General features: G+C 56.2%; 15 protein-coding genes and 1 riboswitch. Of the genes, 7 read left to right on the forward strand and 8 right to left on the reverse strand.

The window, feature by feature from the left end:
* Positions 1 to 109: 109 nt before the first annotated feature.
* From dnaA to mutM, 4 genes are all read right to left on the reverse strand, one after another.
* Entirely contained in the window at positions 110 to 1,582 is a 1,473-nt protein-coding gene (gene dnaA, locus BJF95_RS08800; RefSeq protein WP_245297285.1) for a chromosomal replication initiator protein DnaA, read from the reverse strand.
* A gap of 1,286 nt (positions 1,583 to 2,868) precedes the next feature.
* Complete coding sequence (gene rpsT, locus BJF95_RS08805; protein WP_075639083.1) at positions 2,869 to 3,135, reverse strand: 30S ribosomal protein S20; 267 nt, start codon at positions 3,133 to 3,135, stop codon at positions 2,869 to 2,871.
* Positions 3,136 to 3,356: 221 nt separating this feature from the next.
* Positions 3,357 to 4,130, reverse strand: coding sequence for an enoyl-CoA hydratase (locus BJF95_RS08810; RefSeq protein WP_075639349.1), 774 nt, complete (start codon positions 4,128 to 4,130; stop codon positions 3,357 to 3,359).
* Between the two features lie 35 nt (positions 4,131 to 4,165).
* A complete protein-coding gene (gene mutM, locus BJF95_RS08815) occupies positions 4,166 to 5,062 on the reverse strand; it encodes a bifunctional DNA-formamidopyrimidine glycosylase/DNA-(apurinic or apyrimidinic site) lyase (RefSeq protein WP_075639084.1) in 897 nt (298 codons plus the stop codon).
* A 173-nt stretch (positions 5,063 to 5,235) separates the two neighbouring features.
* Between mutM and ubiE the strand changes: the two genes are divergently transcribed.
* Genes ubiE through BJF95_RS08835 form a run of 4 tightly spaced genes read left to right on the forward strand, consistent with a single transcriptional unit; the run spans position 5,236 to position 9,457 of the window.
* Complete coding sequence (gene ubiE / locus BJF95_RS08820; protein WP_075639350.1) at positions 5,236 to 6,012, forward strand: bifunctional demethylmenaquinone methyltransferase/2-methoxy-6-polyprenyl-1,4-benzoquinol methylase UbiE; 777 nt, start codon at positions 5,236 to 5,238, stop codon at positions 6,010 to 6,012.
* 57 nt (positions 6,013 to 6,069) lie between these two features.
* The gene (gene ubiB, locus BJF95_RS08825) at positions 6,070 to 7,653 is read left to right on the forward strand and encodes a 2-polyprenylphenol 6-hydroxylase (protein ID WP_075639085.1); all 1,584 of its coding nucleotides are present in this window, start codon (positions 6,070 to 6,072) and stop codon (positions 7,651 to 7,653) included.
* A gap of 44 nt (positions 7,654 to 7,697) precedes the next feature.
* On the forward strand, positions 7,698 to 8,948 hold the full coding sequence (coaBC, locus tag BJF95_RS08830) for a bifunctional phosphopantothenoylcysteine decarboxylase/phosphopantothenate--cysteine ligase CoaBC (protein WP_245297273.1): 1,251 nt from the start codon (positions 7,698 to 7,700) through the stop codon (positions 8,946 to 8,948).
* Entirely contained in the window at positions 8,945 to 9,457 is a 513-nt protein-coding gene (locus tag BJF95_RS08835; protein ID WP_075639087.1) for a GNAT family N-acetyltransferase, read from the forward strand. The genes coaBC and BJF95_RS08835 overlap by 4 nt, the downstream gene beginning before the upstream one ends.
* Here the strand turns inward: BJF95_RS08835 and BJF95_RS08840 are convergent.
* Together BJF95_RS08840 and BJF95_RS08845 are read right to left on the reverse strand one after the other, a co-directional pair.
* Positions 9,452 to 9,979: a chromate transporter gene (locus BJF95_RS08840; protein WP_075639088.1), complete on the reverse strand. Its 528-nt coding sequence runs from the start codon at positions 9,977 to 9,979 to the stop codon at positions 9,452 to 9,454. The two genes, BJF95_RS08835 and BJF95_RS08840, sit on opposite strands and share 6 nt — an antisense overlap.
* Positions 9,976 to 10,539, reverse strand: a complete 564-nt coding sequence (locus BJF95_RS08845) for a chromate transporter (protein WP_075639089.1) — start codon at positions 10,537 to 10,539, stop codon at positions 9,976 to 9,978. The genes BJF95_RS08840 and BJF95_RS08845 overlap by 4 nt, the downstream gene beginning before the upstream one ends.
* A 94-nt stretch (positions 10,540 to 10,633) precedes the next feature.
* Here BJF95_RS08845 and BJF95_RS08850 point away from each other — a divergent pair, with 94 nt between their 5' ends.
* Positions 10,634 to 11,545 (forward strand): LysR family transcriptional regulator, encoded by a 912-nt coding sequence (locus tag BJF95_RS08850; RefSeq protein ID WP_075639090.1) that lies wholly within the window; start codon positions 10,634 to 10,636, stop codon positions 11,543 to 11,545.
* Here the strand turns inward: BJF95_RS08850 and BJF95_RS08855 are convergent.
* On the reverse strand, positions 11,542 to 12,357 hold the full coding sequence (locus BJF95_RS08855; RefSeq protein WP_075639351.1) for a class II glutamine amidotransferase: 816 nt from the start codon (positions 12,355 to 12,357) through the stop codon (positions 11,542 to 11,544). The two genes, BJF95_RS08850 and BJF95_RS08855, sit on opposite strands and share 4 nt — an antisense overlap.
* A gap of 259 nt (positions 12,358 to 12,616) precedes the next feature.
* Between BJF95_RS08855 and BJF95_RS08860 the strand changes: the two genes are divergently transcribed.
* On the forward strand, positions 12,617 to 13,528 hold the full coding sequence (locus BJF95_RS08860; RefSeq protein WP_075639091.1) for a pirin family protein: 912 nt from the start codon (positions 12,617 to 12,619) through the stop codon (positions 13,526 to 13,528).
* Positions 13,529 to 13,538: 10 nt separating this feature from the next.
* Here the strand turns inward: BJF95_RS08860 and thiD are convergent, their stop codons facing one another.
* The gene (gene thiD / locus BJF95_RS08865; RefSeq protein WP_175577229.1) at positions 13,539 to 14,354 is read right to left on the reverse strand and encodes a bifunctional hydroxymethylpyrimidine kinase/phosphomethylpyrimidine kinase; all 816 of its coding nucleotides are present in this window, start codon (positions 14,352 to 14,354) and stop codon (positions 13,539 to 13,541) included.
* Between the two features lie 45 nt (positions 14,355 to 14,399).
* Positions 14,400 to 14,498, reverse strand: a riboswitch (TPP riboswitch).
* 187 nt (positions 14,499 to 14,685) lie between these two features.
* On the opposite strand from thiD, the gene otsB reads away from it, so the two are divergent.
* Complete coding sequence (gene otsB / locus BJF95_RS08870; RefSeq protein WP_075639092.1) at positions 14,686 to 15,489, forward strand: trehalose-phosphatase; 804 nt, start codon at positions 14,686 to 14,688, stop codon at positions 15,487 to 15,489.
* The last annotated feature ends 6 nt before the right edge of the window (positions 15,490 to 15,495 follow it).

A 15,495-nucleotide genomic window follows, 5' to 3' on the forward strand; every position in this document is an offset into this window, starting at 1 on the left:
ATGTACGTTATCGTTTTATTGAGGACAATAAAACGCGACATGCTTTAAGCACAACAAAACGCGCCGTGATGTCGCACAGCGCGTTTATCATTGCATGATCAGAGGTGGCTTATTCGTTGATCAGGCGGCGCAGCAGCTCCAGCTCCTGCGACAGCTTCTGATCGCCTGAGATCAACTCTTCGATCTTGCGCACGGCATGCAAAACCGTTGTGTGGTCGCGCCCGCCAAAACGGCGACCAATTTCGGGAAAGGAGCGTGGCGTCAGCGTTTTGGCCAGATACATGGCGATCTGGCGTGGCTTGACGATAACCCGCGTGCGGCGGTTGGAGACAAGCTCCTGACGCGACACATTGTAATGGCGGGCAACAACTCGCTGAATGTCTTCAATCCGCACGCGCTTTTGCTCGGCGGCCCCGACCAGATGTGCCAAAAGCTCATCGACCCGCTCGATTGTCATGTCATTTTCGAACGAGCGGCGGAACAAAAGCTGATTGAACGCGCCTTCGAGGTCGCGGCCGCTGCTGGCCACATTGCGTGCCACATGGGCAATGATCTCGGTCGGAATATCGAGGCTCGGATCTTCTTTCTTGGCCGCTGCCAGACGGGTCTTGAGCATATCAAGACGCATCTCATAGTCTGGCGCTTCCATCTCGATGGCAACGCCACCCTGTAGGCGCGAACGCACCCGCTGATCCAGCGATTCCAGCTCCCAAGGCGCGCGGTCAGCCGCCACAACAACTTGCTTGGCACTGTCCAGCAGCATATTCAACAGGTGACAGAATTCGTGCTGGATGGTCTTACCCTGCAAGAACTGCATGTCATCAATGATCAGCAGATCAATATTGCGCAACGTGTCTTTCAGTGTCAGCGCATCATTATCGCGAATGGCTGTTGCGAAACGCCACATGAAATATTCAGCCGTCAGATAAACAACCCGCGGTGCCCGTGGGCTATGAATGGCGGCATTGGCAATGGCCTGCAACAAATGGGTTTTGCCCAAGCCCACCGATGAGTGAATGAACAGCGGATTGAAGCGGACGGCACCGGCACCGGCTTCGGCAATGGTTTTGGCGGCAGCAACGGCAACACGGTTGGAAGCGCCTTCAACAAAGCCTTCAAACGTGTAACGCGCATCCAGCGGCGAGCCAAACAGCGGTGTATTGTTGGAGGCGCGGGGTGCTGCTGCCGTATTGGGCATGACCTGCGGCATGGAGGCGGCAACACTGCCGATGGTCTGCGGACCAGAGCGCTTTGCCGAAGATGGGGCTTCGGCCAGCACAACACGCTCGTCCACCACCGGCGCGCGGGTATTGCGGGTGGCGCTGCGCACCAGAATTTCGACCTTGAGAAGATTGGGATCTTCGGCCTGCAAAATCGTTGTGATCAAGTCGAGATAGCGGTTGTTGATCCAGGATTTCAAAAATGTTGTTGGCACGCTGAGGCGCATGACGCTCTTTGATGCCGAATGAAGCTTTAGCCGACCAAACCAGCTTGCATAGACATCTGGCCCAACCTGCGCCCGCAACCGGGCACTGAAGCGCTCAAACACTGCCGCATGCTGCGCTTCCAGGCCTTCAACCATAGCTTCAGGGCTAACGGCATTGTCTATCGCGCGCGCCTCGTCCCCATCGGCTGCCGCACTCGCCGTTACCATCTTCATCTGCATCTCGCCGCCTTCCAATTTTCTACTCGTGTCGGCCAGTTTCCATTTCTGGTGCCATGTCTGGCCGACGCCCATTATTCTTGCATCAATTGTTTGGAGAGGGCCGACCATGTCGGTTCTCCGTCCTTATCAGCCGCAGATTGCTATCCACCCTTCGAATAAAAGATGACAACAACCAGACCCCTCGTCTTTCTGCGTCCAGCATGCAGATCACTCCACAGCCTTTCACAATCAGGCAGCCGTCAAGGCCTTGATGCCCATGCGCTTGATACCCAAGCGCAGCCTTACCAGCGAGAACCCCACCATCCTCGTAAATGGAAGCCTTCTCGCCCTCTCAGCGCCTCCTCACCCTTGCAAGAGAGAAGCCGCTGCGTTGTTTCAATAGTTCAAAAATTCCGACTGTCTCTCGACAACCATCTATTTCCAGCACCTGTTTCCAGATGACCATCAGCATTTTTTACACTGGCTTTTTCGTTTCAGAAAAAAACGAAAACCATTTTTGCATGACAACCGTTCAACGACTGAGACGTTCCTCTTCTTATTTCATTTCCCGCATGGGCCATATTTCTCTCCCGCTTGGGTCTTCACCCAATAAGATAAAATGGGTCTGCACCCAATCCGGTAAAATGGGTCTGCACCCAATAAGGCAAAAGCCATCATTCCCGCTCCCTGCCAAACAGAACGGGCCAACCGAAAAAACCGATGTATGAAGAAACGAAACCTGTGAGGATCGCTTAGAGAAACCGCTTCAAAAATACAGCCTTTGGGGCTGCTCTCCAAAATCGAAGGCTTTGTCAGCGCCTCTCCTGAAAGCCATTTAGGCAGGATCGATTGCCGAGATCAACAGTGAATTTTCCGTAAAATTGACAGCTCGCCATTGACTCCTTGCGCGAAGTTTCAATGTGCGAAAATGCCAAAAAAGAATCGCTTATGAATCAAGGAGTTTGGCTGAAATGCAAATTGCAAGGCATGGGAATCGTAAAAAATAAAAAAATCACTTGACTCAAAATCGAGCAACCCTGCCGTAGAGGAAAGGATGACCCCACAAAGGAACCTCCAGTAAATAATTGATTTTAAATGATTTTTTGTGTCACGCCGTCGACATAAAACAGGGATAACGCAGGTAAAAAAATTTAAAAAAAAGAAAACACGAAAAGCCCGGCAAAAATGCCAGGCTCATCTAAACTTGAATTTTTCGTCAGAAATTAGGCAGCGAGTGCATTCACGCGGCTGGCAAGACGCGAAATCTTGCGAGACACTGTGTTGCGGTGCATGACGCCCTTTGTTGCGGCGCGCTGCAGTTCAGGCTGGGCAGCCTTCAGAGCGTCTGCTGCAACAGCGAGATCACCGGTTGCAATGGCTTCTTCAACCTTGCGAACGAAATTGCGCACGCGTGTACGGCGGCTCTTGTTAATTGCGGTCTGGCGAGCGATTTTGCGGGTCGCCTTTTTCGCCGAAGTAGTATTGGCCATTGATGCCTCTCTCGAATACGAACCAAAACTCCACTTTGCCGCAAACCACACACCACCTTTTTGACAGGTGTATCTGGACCAGCGCGTCGGGAGCAATCGCGGAAAAGCCAAAAGCTTTCCTAACTGTGGGCGGGCATATAGCGGGAAAGAACGCGCCCGTCAACGCGCTTTCTCACCTTTCCGTGCAGCTTTCCGACTCTTGCGGCGAATAAGCCACGGATCTATCGGTCCTTGAAAATGGCCGAGCGCTTCTCGACAAAGGCGGCCATTCCCTCTTTCTGGTCTTCGGTGGCAAAAAGCGCGTGAAACAGCCGCCGCTCAAAGCGCAAGCCCTCCATTAATGGCTGCTCAAAGGCGCGGTTGATCGCTTCTTTGGCCATGCCCACGGAGGGTGCCGAAAAACCGGCAATTTTCTGCGCGGCCGCCAGCGCCTCTTCCAGCATACGCTCCGGGGCAACAACGCGCGCCACCAGCCCGGCGTTTTCGGCTTCGCTCGCATCCATCATCCGCCCGGTGAGGCATAGATCCATGGCTTTGGCTTTGCCAATGGCGCGCACCAGCCTTTGGGTGCCGCCCATGCCCGGAATAATGCCGAGCGTGATTTCCGGCTGACCAAACCGCGCCGTGCTGGCGGCAATGATGAAATCGCACATCATGGCCAGCTCACAGCCGCCGCCCAGCGCGAAACCGGCAACAGCGGCGATGATGGGCTTGCGAAAGCCTGCAATCTCGCCCCAGCCGGCTAGATAGTCGCCTCTATAGGCATCCGCGAAGGTCACGGATTGCATTTCCTTGACATCCGCGCCCGCAGCAAAGGCTTTGTCGGAGCCGGTGAGCACCACGGCGCGCACGGCATCATCGTTCTGAAAGGCTGCAAGTGCCGTGATCAGCTCCTTCATCACGGTGGAATTCAGCGCATTCATCGCCTGTGGCCGATTGATCTTTACCAGCGCCACCGGTCCGCGCATCTCGACAAGCAGGGTTTCAAAATCCATCACACTGTCCATTTTTTGCTCTCCCTCATGTCTGGTCATCCCGTCTGGCAAGTCGCGCAATAAAAGGTCGAGCGTCCGGCCTGGGTCATGCGCTCAACGGTTCCCGCGCAGCCCGGCGTGCGACACGGCTCTCCCTCGCGGTCATAAACATTGAAGCTGTGCTGAAAATAGCCAAGCGAGCCATCGGCCTGAATATGGTCACGCAAGGACGAGCCGCCCGCCGCAATGGCCTCGATGATCACCGTGCGGATGGCATCCGTCAGCCTGTTCAGAGCCTCTGTGGCAGCCCCCGCAGGCGTCACCAGAGCGCCAGACGGTGTGGTGGGGGAAAGATGCGCGCGCCAGAGCGCCTCACAGACATAGATATTGCCCAGACCGGCAATCACCTTCTGATCCAGAAGCGTGGTTTTCAACGGCTGCGCCTTGCCTTGAAACCGACGTGCCAGATAATCAGCGCTCAAGGCATTGCCAACCGGCTCTGGCCCCAGACCTTTAAAGGCGGGATAGCTATCCATATGACGGCGCTCGACCATATCCATCGAGCCAAACCGGCGCGGGTCATTGTAAATCACCCGCACCGCACCGCCATTTTCATCCGTCAGGTGAAAGATCACGTGATCGTGCGCAACGTTGCGCGAGCGCTCCATATGAAACTGTCCAGGCAGATCAGCCTGCTCGCCCTGCTCAACGCGATAGGAGCCGGACATGCCAAGATGCGAGACGATGCTTATGCCATCATCCAGATCAATCAGCAGGTATTTTGCCCGTCGAGACAAGGAAATGATGGTGCGCCCCGCCACCCGATCCGTAAAACCGTGCGGAAAGGGAAAGCGCAAATCGGCGCGTCTCAGCTCAAGCCTTGAAACAATGCGCCCTTCCATCGAGGGTGCCAGCCCACGCTTTACAGTCTCGACCTCTGGTAATTCTGGCACGGGGGCTCCATCTAATTCTATCAAGGACAGTGTTTTTGTTTCCGTCAAAGGCGCAATGGTCTATGGACGGGGAACCGCTGTCGTGGCATTGCCATGTGAACGCAAGACATAGCCCAATGGACCCTGCTTCGCCATGGTCAAGATATGGGTTTAGAGAAAATGGAGTGGAAACCATGGTCGCAAACCGCACCTCCGCCAATGGCGGCATGGAAACCTCTTACGGCTTTCGCGATGTGGCGGAAGGCGAAAAGCAGGGTCTGGTCAATGATGTCTTCCACAAAGTGGCCAAGCGCTACGACATCATGAATGATGTGATGTCGGCGGGCCTGCACCGGGTGTGGAAAGATGCGATGATTGCAGCGCTCAACCCGCGCAAAGACCCCGATTATCGCACGCTGGATGTGGCTGGCGGCACCGGCGACATTGCCTTTCGCATTGTGGAAGCCTCCAAGCGGCTGGCCCATGCCACTGTTCTGGACATTAACGGCTCCATGCTGGGTGTTGGGCAAGAGCGGGCGCAAAAGAAGGGCTTGAGCGATAATCTCACCTTCGTGGAAGCCAATGCGGAAGAACTGCCGTTTGAGGCCAACACGTTTGATGGCTATACGATTGCCTTTGGCATTCGCAATGTGCCGCGCATTGATGTGGCGCTGAGCGAAGCCTATCGGGTTTTGAAGCGCGGTGGCCGTCTGCTGGTTTTGGAATTTTCCGAAGTGCAGATGCCGCTTCTGGACCGCATTTATGATGAGTGGTCGTTCAAGGCGATCCCGAAGTTTGGCAAGATGATCACCGGCGATGCCGAGCCTTATCAATATCTGGTCGAGTCGATCCGCAAATTTCCCAATCAGAAAGATTTTGCTTTGATGATTGAAAAGGCTGGCTTTTCCAAGGTTAGTTTCACCAATTACACCGGCGGCATTGCAACCCTTCATTCCGGCTGGAAGATCTGATCCGCAACCGAACGACAAGCGCATACCGCACGCCTGTTTGCGGATTATAGAGGTTTCATGAGCACGTTGAGCGCCTATGTCAGGCTGGCCCGCGTTGGCTGGATTTTGGTCCGTGAGGGCGTTGTGGCTTCACTGCCGTCCGAGGGGCTGCCGCCCATTGTTGGCGTTGCAAAAAAAGTCGCAGCCCTCTTTGCCCGCAAGCGCGCGCTGCATGCCGAGCGCTCAGACCGTCTCGCTCAGGCCGTCGAGCGTTTGGGGCCGTCCTATGTCAAGATTGGCCAGTTTCTGGCAACCCGCCCGGATGTGGTGGGGGCCGAGATGGCGGCAGACCTTTCCGGCCTGCAAGACCGCATGGCCTTCTTTCCAATCGAGGCCGCCCACAGAGAAATCCGCGATTCTCTGGGTCGTTCGGTAGACGATCTCTATGTCAGCTTTGGTGCGCCCATTGCGGCGGCCTCCATTGCGCAGGTGCACCCTTGTGAGGTGGCAACGCCTTACGGTCCGCACAAAGTGGCTGTCAAGGTCATTCGCCCCGGTGTGCGGCAGCGCTTTAGCGCCGATCTGGAAGTGATGTATCTGGTGGCGCGTCTGCAGGAGCGGTTTTTGCCCCATACCCGCCGTTTGCGCCCAGTGGAAGTCACCAAATCGCTCGAACAAACCACCCGACTGGAAATGGATTTGCGGCTGGAGGCAGCAGCCCTGTCCGAATTGGCAGAAAACACCAAAAACGACCCCGGCTTTCGCGTGCCGCAAGTGGATTGGGAACGCACGGGCCGTGATGTCATCACCATGGAGTGGATTGACGGCATTAAAATGTCGGATATCGACGCGTTGAAGGCCGCCGGACACGACCTCGATGCGCTGGCCGATCTGCTGATTCAGTCTTTCCTGCGCCACACATTGCGCGACGGATTTTTCCACGCCGACATGCATCCCGGCAATCTGTTTGTCGATCCGACCGGCATGATTGTGGCTGTGGACATGGGCATTTGCGGGCGGCTGGGCAAAAAGGAACGCCGTTTTCTGGCCGAAATTCTCTATGGCTTTATCACCCGAGATTATATGCGGGTGGCAGAAGTGCATTTTGAAGCGGGCTACGTGCCATCGCACCACAATGTGGCAAGCTTTGCCCAGGCCATTCGCGCCATTGGCGAGCCCATCCACGGCCAGCCGGCCGAAACCATTTCCATGGCGCGGCTTTTGACGCTTCTGTTTGAAGTGACCGAACTGTTTGACATGGAAACCCGGCCAGAGCTGGTGATGCTGCAAAAAACCATGGTGGTGGTGGAAGGCGTGTCGCGCATGCTCAATCCACAGTTCAACATGTGGAAGGCGTCTGAGCCGGTTGTTGGTCAATGGATCAAGGACAATCTCGGACCAAAACGCATTGCAACAGATATCAAGGATGGCCTCAAGGCAGCGGTGCGGGTGGCCGAGGCCCTGCCGGAGATTGCCGCAAAAACCGAAAAATTCCATAGTGAATTGATGCGGATGAGCGAGCATGGCTTGCGCTTTGATCCCGCCACCGCAGACGCCATTGGCAAAGCGGAGGCCCATCACAGCCGCTCAGGCCGTCTTGCCCTGTGGATTATTGCAATCTCCTGCCTCTCTATCGCAATTCATCTCGGAATGGCTGGCTAAGTTGAAAAAGATCGCTTAGGTTTTATTAGTGGAGCTGAAATCACATGAAGCAGACGTCAGCGGATAACACTATGACACTCTCCGGGGCACTCTCCGGCAAGCGAATTCTTTTGATCATCAGCGGCGGCATCGCCGCTTACAAAAGCCTTGATCTGATCCGGCGTCTTCGCGAGCGCGGCGCATCGGTACGCCCGATCATGACAGCCTCTGCGCAGGAATTTATCACCCCGCTTGCGGTGGGGGCGCTCAGTGCATCGCATGTCTATCTCGATCTGTTTTCGCGCGAAGACGAGCAGGATGTGGGCCATATCCGTCTGGCGCGCGACTCTGATCTTATTCTTGTTGCACCGGCCACTGCCAATCTCATGGCCAAAATGGCGCAAGGGCTGGCCGATGATCTGGCATCTACCGTGCTTTTGGCCGCAGACCGCCCCGTGCTGGTGGCTCCGGCCATGAACCCGAAAATGTGGGCGCATCCGGCAACAAGGCGCAACATCACGACGCTGAAGCAGGACGGCATCCATTTCATTGGTCCGATGGCGGGCGAGATGGCCGAGAGCAATGAGCACGGGCTTGGCCGCATGGCAGAGCCACTGGAGATTGTGGCAAGTGTCTTATCCCTGCTGGACGGGGGTGCAAAGCCGCTGAAAGGCCGAAGCGCGATCGTCACCTCCGGCCCGACCCATGAGCCGATTGATCCGGTGCGTTATATTGCCAACCGCTCGTCTGGCCGCCAAGGCCATGCGATTGCCACGGCCTTGGCAAAACTTGGGGCAAACGTCACGCTGGTGTCTGGCCCCGTCACCATCGCCGATCCGGCTGGAGTCAAGACCATCCACGTTGAGCGGGCCGAAGAGATGCGTGATGCCGTGCTTGGTCTGCTGCCTGCCGACATTGCCGTGATGGTGGCAGCCGTGGCCGATTGGCGCGTGGCAACATCGTCTGATCAAAAGATCAAGAAACAGCCAGGTGATGCCCCGCCAATGCTGGCATTGACCGAAAATCCCGATATTTTGAAAACCATTGGCCACCATGCCAACCGGCCCAAACTGGTGATTGGCTTTGCCGCAGAAACCCAGAATGTTGAGGACAATGCCCGTTTGAAACTGGCACGCAAAGGGGCGGATCTCATTGTTGCCAATGATGTTTCGCCCGACAGCGGTATTATGGGTGGTGAGCGCAATCGCGTAAAATTGATCACCCGGGACGGTATCGAAGACTGGCCCGACATGGATAAAAATACCGTTGCAGACCATCTCGCCCGCAAGATCACCCAGATGCTGGAGACTTCATGAAGGAACGCCTTTGGACCATCCGACACGCGCACCCATCTGATATAGACGCCCTCGGCGGTATTGAAGTGGCCGCTGCTCAGGTTTTTCAAAGTCTCGAAGCCTTATCATGGCTTGCCGAAGGTGAGCCAATTCCGTCGGGGCGGCAACACCAGTTGATTGAGGCTGGAACGGTTTTCGTGGCCACCGACACCCACAATCAGCCGGTAGGCTTTCTGAGCGCAGAGGTGCTTGAGGACCGGCTTCATATTGTCGAAGTATCGGTGCTGCCAGAATGGCAACGCATGGGGATTGGCCGCGCACTGATTGACGTGGCCCGCGACGCAGCGATCAGCCTGCACTTACGCGCCCTGACGCTCACCACCTTTCGCCATGTTGCGTGGAACGCGCCCTTTTATGCCGAGCTTGGCTTTGAGGAAGCCCATGATACTGCCCTGCAACAGCATCTGGAAACGGACGCGCAGAACGGCCTGCCGATCAAAGACCGTTGCGCAATGGCAATGGTGCTATAAAGCACCGCCCAGCAAGCCGAGCGCTGCCCCGCCGCCGAGCACGATCAGCGGATGAACCTTCGTGGTTGCCGTTAACACAGCAGACGCCGCCGCAATCCCCATCAGCAAGACACTGCCGACAGAGGCTTGCGTGATCACGGCCGCACTGGCGCTGACCAATCCCGCCGTGATCGGTACCAGACCAACCTGCACAATCTTGCGCCATGGCCGATCCTTGAACTTTTGCCACAGGGTGAAAGCAAAAGCAGTGATGAGTGAGGACGGGCCAAATTTGGCGATGGATGTCACAAACACCCCCGCAAAACCGGCCACATGCCAGCCCACCAGCGGCACAACCATCATATTCGGCCCCGGTGCGGCCTGCGCCAGAGCAAACAACGCGCTGAAATCTGCCGCCGTCATCCAATGATGGACATCGACCACCCGACGCTGCATTTCCGGCAAAATGGTATTGCCACCACCGAAGGCCAGCAGGGACAGCTCGACAAAGATAACAGCGAGCGAAACGAGTGTTGCGGTCATTTCGACACTCTCCAACTCACCAGAATGGAAATCGGGGCCAAAACCAGCATGGTCAACAGCATGGGCAGGCGAAAAAACGCAATGGCCACAAAGCACAGCACCGCAATCGCCAAACCCCAGGGCTTGGTGCGCAAAGGTTGGAGTATTTTCCACGCGAGCGAGATCAGCAAGCCTGAAGCCGCCGCTGCAATACCCAGAAACATATGTTCAACCAAAGGGTTGTTGTGGAAGCGGTCATAGATGACACCAAGACAAATGACGATGACGGTGGGTGCTGCAATCAGGCCAAACAGCGCCGCCAGAGCACCGCGCCAACCCTGAAATTTAAGGCCGACAGCCACCGCCATATTGATGATATTGCCACCCGGCAAAAACTGGCAAAGGCCGAGAAGATCGGTAAACTCCGCCTCGCTCAACCAGCGCCGTTGCTCAATCATCATATGACGGGCCATGGGCATGACGCCACCAAACCCCATCAGACCAAGACCCAAAAACCCCCTGAACAGCTCCGCTACACCGGGATGGCATTCTTCAGCCGAAATTGGCATTACCTCTGTCATGTCGTTTTTCCATTGTGATGGCCTGTTCATAACGCCATCACAACCCTATGTCCAATATATGGATTGTGGTTATTCCATATGCTAGAAGTATCGCATGATTGAAATTCGCCACTTACGCTATGCCGTTGCCGTTGCCGATGAGGGGCACATGACCCGCGCTGCCCTGCGGCTTGGCATGCAACAGCCGCCGTTGAGCCAACAGATCAAGGCGCTGGAGGCCATGGTTGGCACACCACTGTTTCAAAGACAGCCGCGCGGCATGGTTCTCACCGACGCAGGCGAGGCCTTTGTGGCGCGGGCACGCCAGATTATCAGCGATGTGGAAAGCGCCGTTGAGGCAGCCCTTCGCGCCGCACGCGGCGAAACAGGGCGTCTGGCCATCGGCTTCACATCCTCTGCTGCCTTCCACCCGCTGGTGTCCAGCGTGGTGCGCAGTTTGAGGCTTTCCTCGCCAGAGCTGGAACTGAGCCTTGATGAAGGCTCAACTCGGGAATTGCTGGGTGATCTGGCCGCAAACCAGCTGGATGCCGCCTTTATCCGCTCGCCGCAAAGCGATGTGCCAGGCTTTCGAATGCTCCACGTGAATCACGAGGCAATGGTGCTGGCCATGCCCGATACCCATCCCTTGGCCAACCCGCGCGATATCAGCGTTGATCTCTCGGATCTTCGCAACGAGACCTTTGTGCTCTATCGCCGTCCATCGGCCCAAGGGCTGTATGACCGCATTATTGCCGCCTGCCAAAAGGCTGGTTTCAGCCCCAAAGTTGCGCAGGAAGCGCCCAAGGTGGTTTCCACACTCAGCCTTGTGGCGGCGGGGCTTGGGCTGTCGATTGTTCCGCAATCCATTGCCAAGCTGGAAACGGCAGGGGTTGCCTATCGTGCTTTCAGCCAGCAATCGGGCTTAAGCGCGCCACTCTACCTTGCCTATCGCGACGGCGTGGACAGCGGCCCGCTCAAGATGTTTGTCGATGAAGTTCTCGAACAGGCGAAAAAACCGATCTTCTAGACAGCCATTTCCAACGCTGGCTTCGTCTCATCAGGCTGGAGCGGGCCAAAATTGGCAACATTCAAGCCATCATCGCTGAGAATAACAGCACTTCCGGCTGGAATTTCCACCCAGGCCTCGCTGTCATCGGTCAAGGGCTCAGACACCAGACAATAGCCGCCATCCAGCCCCATGGGCCCGGCATAAAGCGTCGGCGCAAAGGCATCCGTGGAATAGCGCACGGCATAGAGTGATTTTCCATCGGAAAACGCGGCGGTAAAGCGAACCCGCGCTGAGCCGATCATATCAAGGCTGAGTTTTTCGACATAGCCAATCACCTCGGCCATGGCCTCCAGCGGGCGCTCTTTCATGCCAAACTGCATGGCCAGTAAAAACATCAATTCAGAATCGGTGCTGCCATAGCGCGCGCCAAAATGCGCATCATCCAGCCGCTGCTCCATGGTGCGGCGCAGGCGCTCGAAATGATCAATCTGGCCATTATGCATGAAGGACCACGTATCATGCACAAAGGGATGGCAATTGTCGCGACGCGTGGCACCGTGGGTGGCTGCTCGCACATGGGCCAAAAACAGGGGCGTGCTGATCTGATGGGCAATGCTTTTCAAATTGCAATCGGACCAGGCGGGAAGCACATCGCGAAAACGGCCGGGCTGCGGCCGGTCCCCGTACCACGCCAAACCAAAACCATCCGCATTCGTCGATGTTTTGGCGCGTGTTGCGCATACGGATTGCTCAATCAAAGAATGGGCGGGTGACGACACCAGCTCCTCGATAAAGAGCGGTTCTCCCCGATAGGCTGCCCAACGACACATGATATCAACTGCTCCGGCTTTGCCATCCCCTGAGGGGGTCAAAAACCAATGGTGAAGGAAGGTCTCTAACGAACCGTAAATTCTGCCTGCTTTCATGGCAGATTCGTGACAGATTCGACAATCACATTATCTTGCAATGCGGCATATTTGGCGAAAATCGCGCATTTTGTGAACACTGCGTTTTGTGTTTTGCCCTTCGCGCCACGTCTGGCTTCACTATATTGGCAGCAAATAATATACGCTCGAAAGGAGCTGGACGATGTCTATTCGCCCCGTCAAATTTGAAAGCCAGGCCACGCCAACCATGGAAGGTGCTGGCGTCAAGCTGCACCGGGTCTTCGGCTTTGGTGACACATCCGCGACCGATCCATTTTTGATGATGGATGATTTTCGAGGTGATACTCCCTCCGATTATATCCGTGGCTTTCCCTGGCATCCGCATCGCGGCATTGAAACCATCACCTATGTGCTGGCAGGCACGGTGGATCATGGTGACAGCCTTGGCAATCAAGGCTCGCTTGGTGCGGGCGATCTGCAATGGATGACAGCCGGTAGCGGAATCATGCATCAGGAAATGCCCAAAGGCGATTTTTCTGGCAAGATGCATGGCTTTCAGCTGTGGGCCAACCTGCCCTCATCCCTGAAAATGACCGCCCCGCGCTATCAGGACATCAAATCCGCCGATATTCCGGTGGTGGTGGATGATGATGGCACCGCTGTTCGGGTGATTTCCGGCGATTTCTGGGGCAAGAGCGGCCCGGTAGATGGCATTGCCGCCGAACCGGTCTATCTCGACATTTCAGTGCCGCCGGGCAAGAGCAAGCGCTTTCCGGTGGATACCTATCGCTCGGCCTTTGCCTATATTTTTGCAGGCTCCGGCACCTTCCGCGACGCCTCCAAGCCCTTTGGCGTCAAGGTGGAGAAAGAGTTTCAAGGGGAAGAACTCAACATTCGCGATCTCTCGGGCAATCGTACCCTTGTGGTGTTTGATACTGGCGACGAAATCACCGTACACGCTGGCGAAAAAGGCATCCGTTTCCTGCTAGTCACCGGCAAGCCGATCAAAGAGCCGGTGGCCTGGCATGGTCCGATTGTGATGAACACCCGCGAAGAGCTGATGCAAGCGATGCGCGAATTGCAAAATGGCACTTTTATCAAAGCTGACCATTAAGCAACGGCGGCTACGCAGGCCACAGCGCGTGAAAATGATGCACCGGCCCATGGCCGGTGCCGACCTCAAGTTGATCAGCCCCACTAATCGCACCGCTCAGCCACGCCTTGGCGGCGACAACAGCCTCGGCAATGCCAAGCCCTTTGGCAAGCTCCGCCGCAAGGGCGCTGGAGAGCGAACAGCCGGTGCCATGGGTATTGGCGGTGTTGATACGCTTGCCCTCCAGCCAGACGGTGTCTGCGCCATGCACCAGCACATCTGGGCTGTCATCGCCGGGAAGATGCCCACCTTTGAGCAAAACGGCCTGCACGCCGAGCGCTAGAAGCTTTCTCGCCTGAGCCTGCATGGTTGCGCGGTCAACAGCCTCAGGCTCGGCTAACAGCGCTGCCGCCTCTGGCAGATTGGGGGTCACCACCGTCGCCAGCGGCAAAAGATGGTTGATCAGAATAGAAACGGCACGATGATCGAGCAAGGACGCGCCCCCTTTGGCAATCATCACCGGATCGTGCACGATCGGGATGCCTCTATGGGCGGCCAGCACCTGTGCTACCGCCTCAGCAATCTCCCCATTGGCAATCATGCCGATCTTGACGGCATCCACCCGCACATCAGCAAACACCGCCGCAATCTGCTGCGCCACAAAATCTGCTGACACGCTTTGCACCCCAGAAACGCCTTGGGTGTTTTGCGCCGTCAGCGCCGTGATCGCCGCCATGCCATAGACCCCGCGAGCCGCAAATGTTTTCAGATCAGCCTGAATACCCGCTCCTCCGGACGGATCCGAGCCTGCAATCGACAAGACATTGCGAATAGATAGGTGGCTCACGGCATCTCCGTTGTCAGCAACAGGGAAACATCGACCACAGCACACAGTGCCGCTCGACCGACTCCCTCCGCCAGCATGATCTGGTTCAGGTTCAAAGGGTGCTTCTCAGCTCGTCTTTTACAACAAACGCCCCTGTCATTGGCTTCCTTATGTCATTTTTAAAGGCAGGTGTCACGGTCTTTGCAGGTGGTTATCGATCTGCAGATCGCGTTGCATGGAACTATCAGGGATCAAAAGCGTTAGTTGTTTTGTCCCGACATGAATCCTCAAACACCCGAGAGCTTACTCCACCGTGCCGGGCCACACACGGCGTTTAAAAGCAGGAACAGACATGACGAATGCTCAAACCACTGAGATCAGTGAACCATTACCCAGAGAGACAATTGCAAATCTGATTGCAGCCATCGCGTCCCAGCCTGAACGCTATGCCCTTTTCTTTGATATTGATGGAACATTGCTTGATCTGGCGGAGACACCCGATGCCATCACGGTTCCCAATGGTTTGACCGATGATCTGAAAGCCCTCTCACACCACCTCGACGGTGCGCTGGCGCTGGTGACCGGCAGAGCATTGAGCTATGCCGACACATTGTTTTTTCCCCATCGCTTCCCCATTGCCGGTCTGCATGGCACCGAACGGCGTATGCTGGACGGCCAGATCATCCGAGCCGAGCCAACGGCCGAATTTCTGGACGTCAAGCAAAGGTTGGCCACGCTGCCTGAAAGTTTCCCGGGCGTGCTGGTGGAAGACAAGGGAGGTGCCGTTGCGGTTCACTTCCGGCAAGTGCCAGAGCTTGCCGATCACGTGGGCGAAGCCATGCGCGTGGCAATCGCCAAGGCGGGGCCCGGTTATGAGCTTCAGCGCGGCAAGATGGTGCTGGAAATTCGCCCTGACAGTGCCGACAAAGGCCGGGCGCTGGACGCTTATTTGGCAGAAGCCCCCTTTGCCGGACGCATCCCGGTTGCCTTTGGTGATGATGTGACCGACGAGGCCATGTTTAAACTGGTCAATGCGAAGGGCGGGATATCAATCCACATTGGCGCGCCAACCGATAGCACGCTGGCCCGCAAACGGCTGAGCAAACCGCAAGCCGTGCGCGACATGATCGCCACCATTCTTCGCAAGCAGCTTTAGGAAGAG

Origin of the sequence: Rhizobium oryziradicis, assembly GCF_001939045.1 — a bacterium.
In the GTDB taxonomy this organism is placed as follows: Bacteria; Pseudomonadota; Alphaproteobacteria; order Rhizobiales; family Rhizobiaceae; genus Allorhizobium; species Allorhizobium oryziradicis.

What these genes read in the sequence shown, in the direction of transcription:
- dnaA (WP_245297285.1), bottom strand. Translation starts at nt 1,582, where the DNA reads ATGGTTGAAGGCCTGGAAGCGCAGCATGCGGCAGTGTTTGAGCGCTTC.
- rpsT (WP_075639083.1), bottom strand. Translation starts at nt 3,135, where the DNA reads ATGGCCAATACTACTTCGGCGAAAAAGGCGACCCGCAAAATCGCTCGC.
- BJF95_RS08810 (WP_075639349.1), bottom strand. Translation starts at nt 4,130, where the DNA reads ATGGATTTTGAAACCCTGCTTGTCGAGATGCGCGGACCGGTGGCGCTG.
- ubiE (WP_075639350.1), top strand. Translation starts at nt 5,236, where the DNA reads ATGGTCGCAAACCGCACCTCCGCCAATGGCGGCATGGAAACCTCTTAC.
- ubiB (WP_075639085.1), top strand. Translation starts at nt 6,070, where the DNA reads ATGAGCACGTTGAGCGCCTATGTCAGGCTGGCCCGCGTTGGCTGGATT.
- coaBC (WP_245297273.1), top strand. Translation starts at nt 7,698, where the DNA reads ATGAAGCAGACGTCAGCGGATAACACTATGACACTCTCCGGGGCACTC.
- BJF95_RS08835 (WP_075639087.1), top strand. Translation starts at nt 8,945, where the DNA reads ATGAAGGAACGCCTTTGGACCATCCGACACGCGCACCCATCTGATATA.
- BJF95_RS08840 (WP_075639088.1), bottom strand. Translation starts at nt 9,979, where the DNA reads ATGACCGCAACACTCGTTTCGCTCGCTGTTATCTTTGTCGAGCTGTCC.
- BJF95_RS08845 (WP_075639089.1), bottom strand. Translation starts at nt 10,539, where the DNA reads ATGACAGAGGTAATGCCAATTTCGGCTGAAGAATGCCATCCCGGTGTA.
- BJF95_RS08850 (WP_075639090.1), top strand. Translation starts at nt 10,634, where the DNA reads ATGATTGAAATTCGCCACTTACGCTATGCCGTTGCCGTTGCCGATGAG.
- BJF95_RS08855 (WP_075639351.1), bottom strand. Translation starts at nt 12,357, where the DNA reads ATGTGTCGTTGGGCAGCCTATCGGGGAGAACCGCTCTTTATCGAGGAG.
- BJF95_RS08860 (WP_075639091.1), top strand. Translation starts at nt 12,617, where the DNA reads ATGTCTATTCGCCCCGTCAAATTTGAAAGCCAGGCCACGCCAACCATG.
- otsB (WP_075639092.1), top strand. Translation starts at nt 14,686, where the DNA reads ATGACGAATGCTCAAACCACTGAGATCAGTGAACCATTACCCAGAGAG.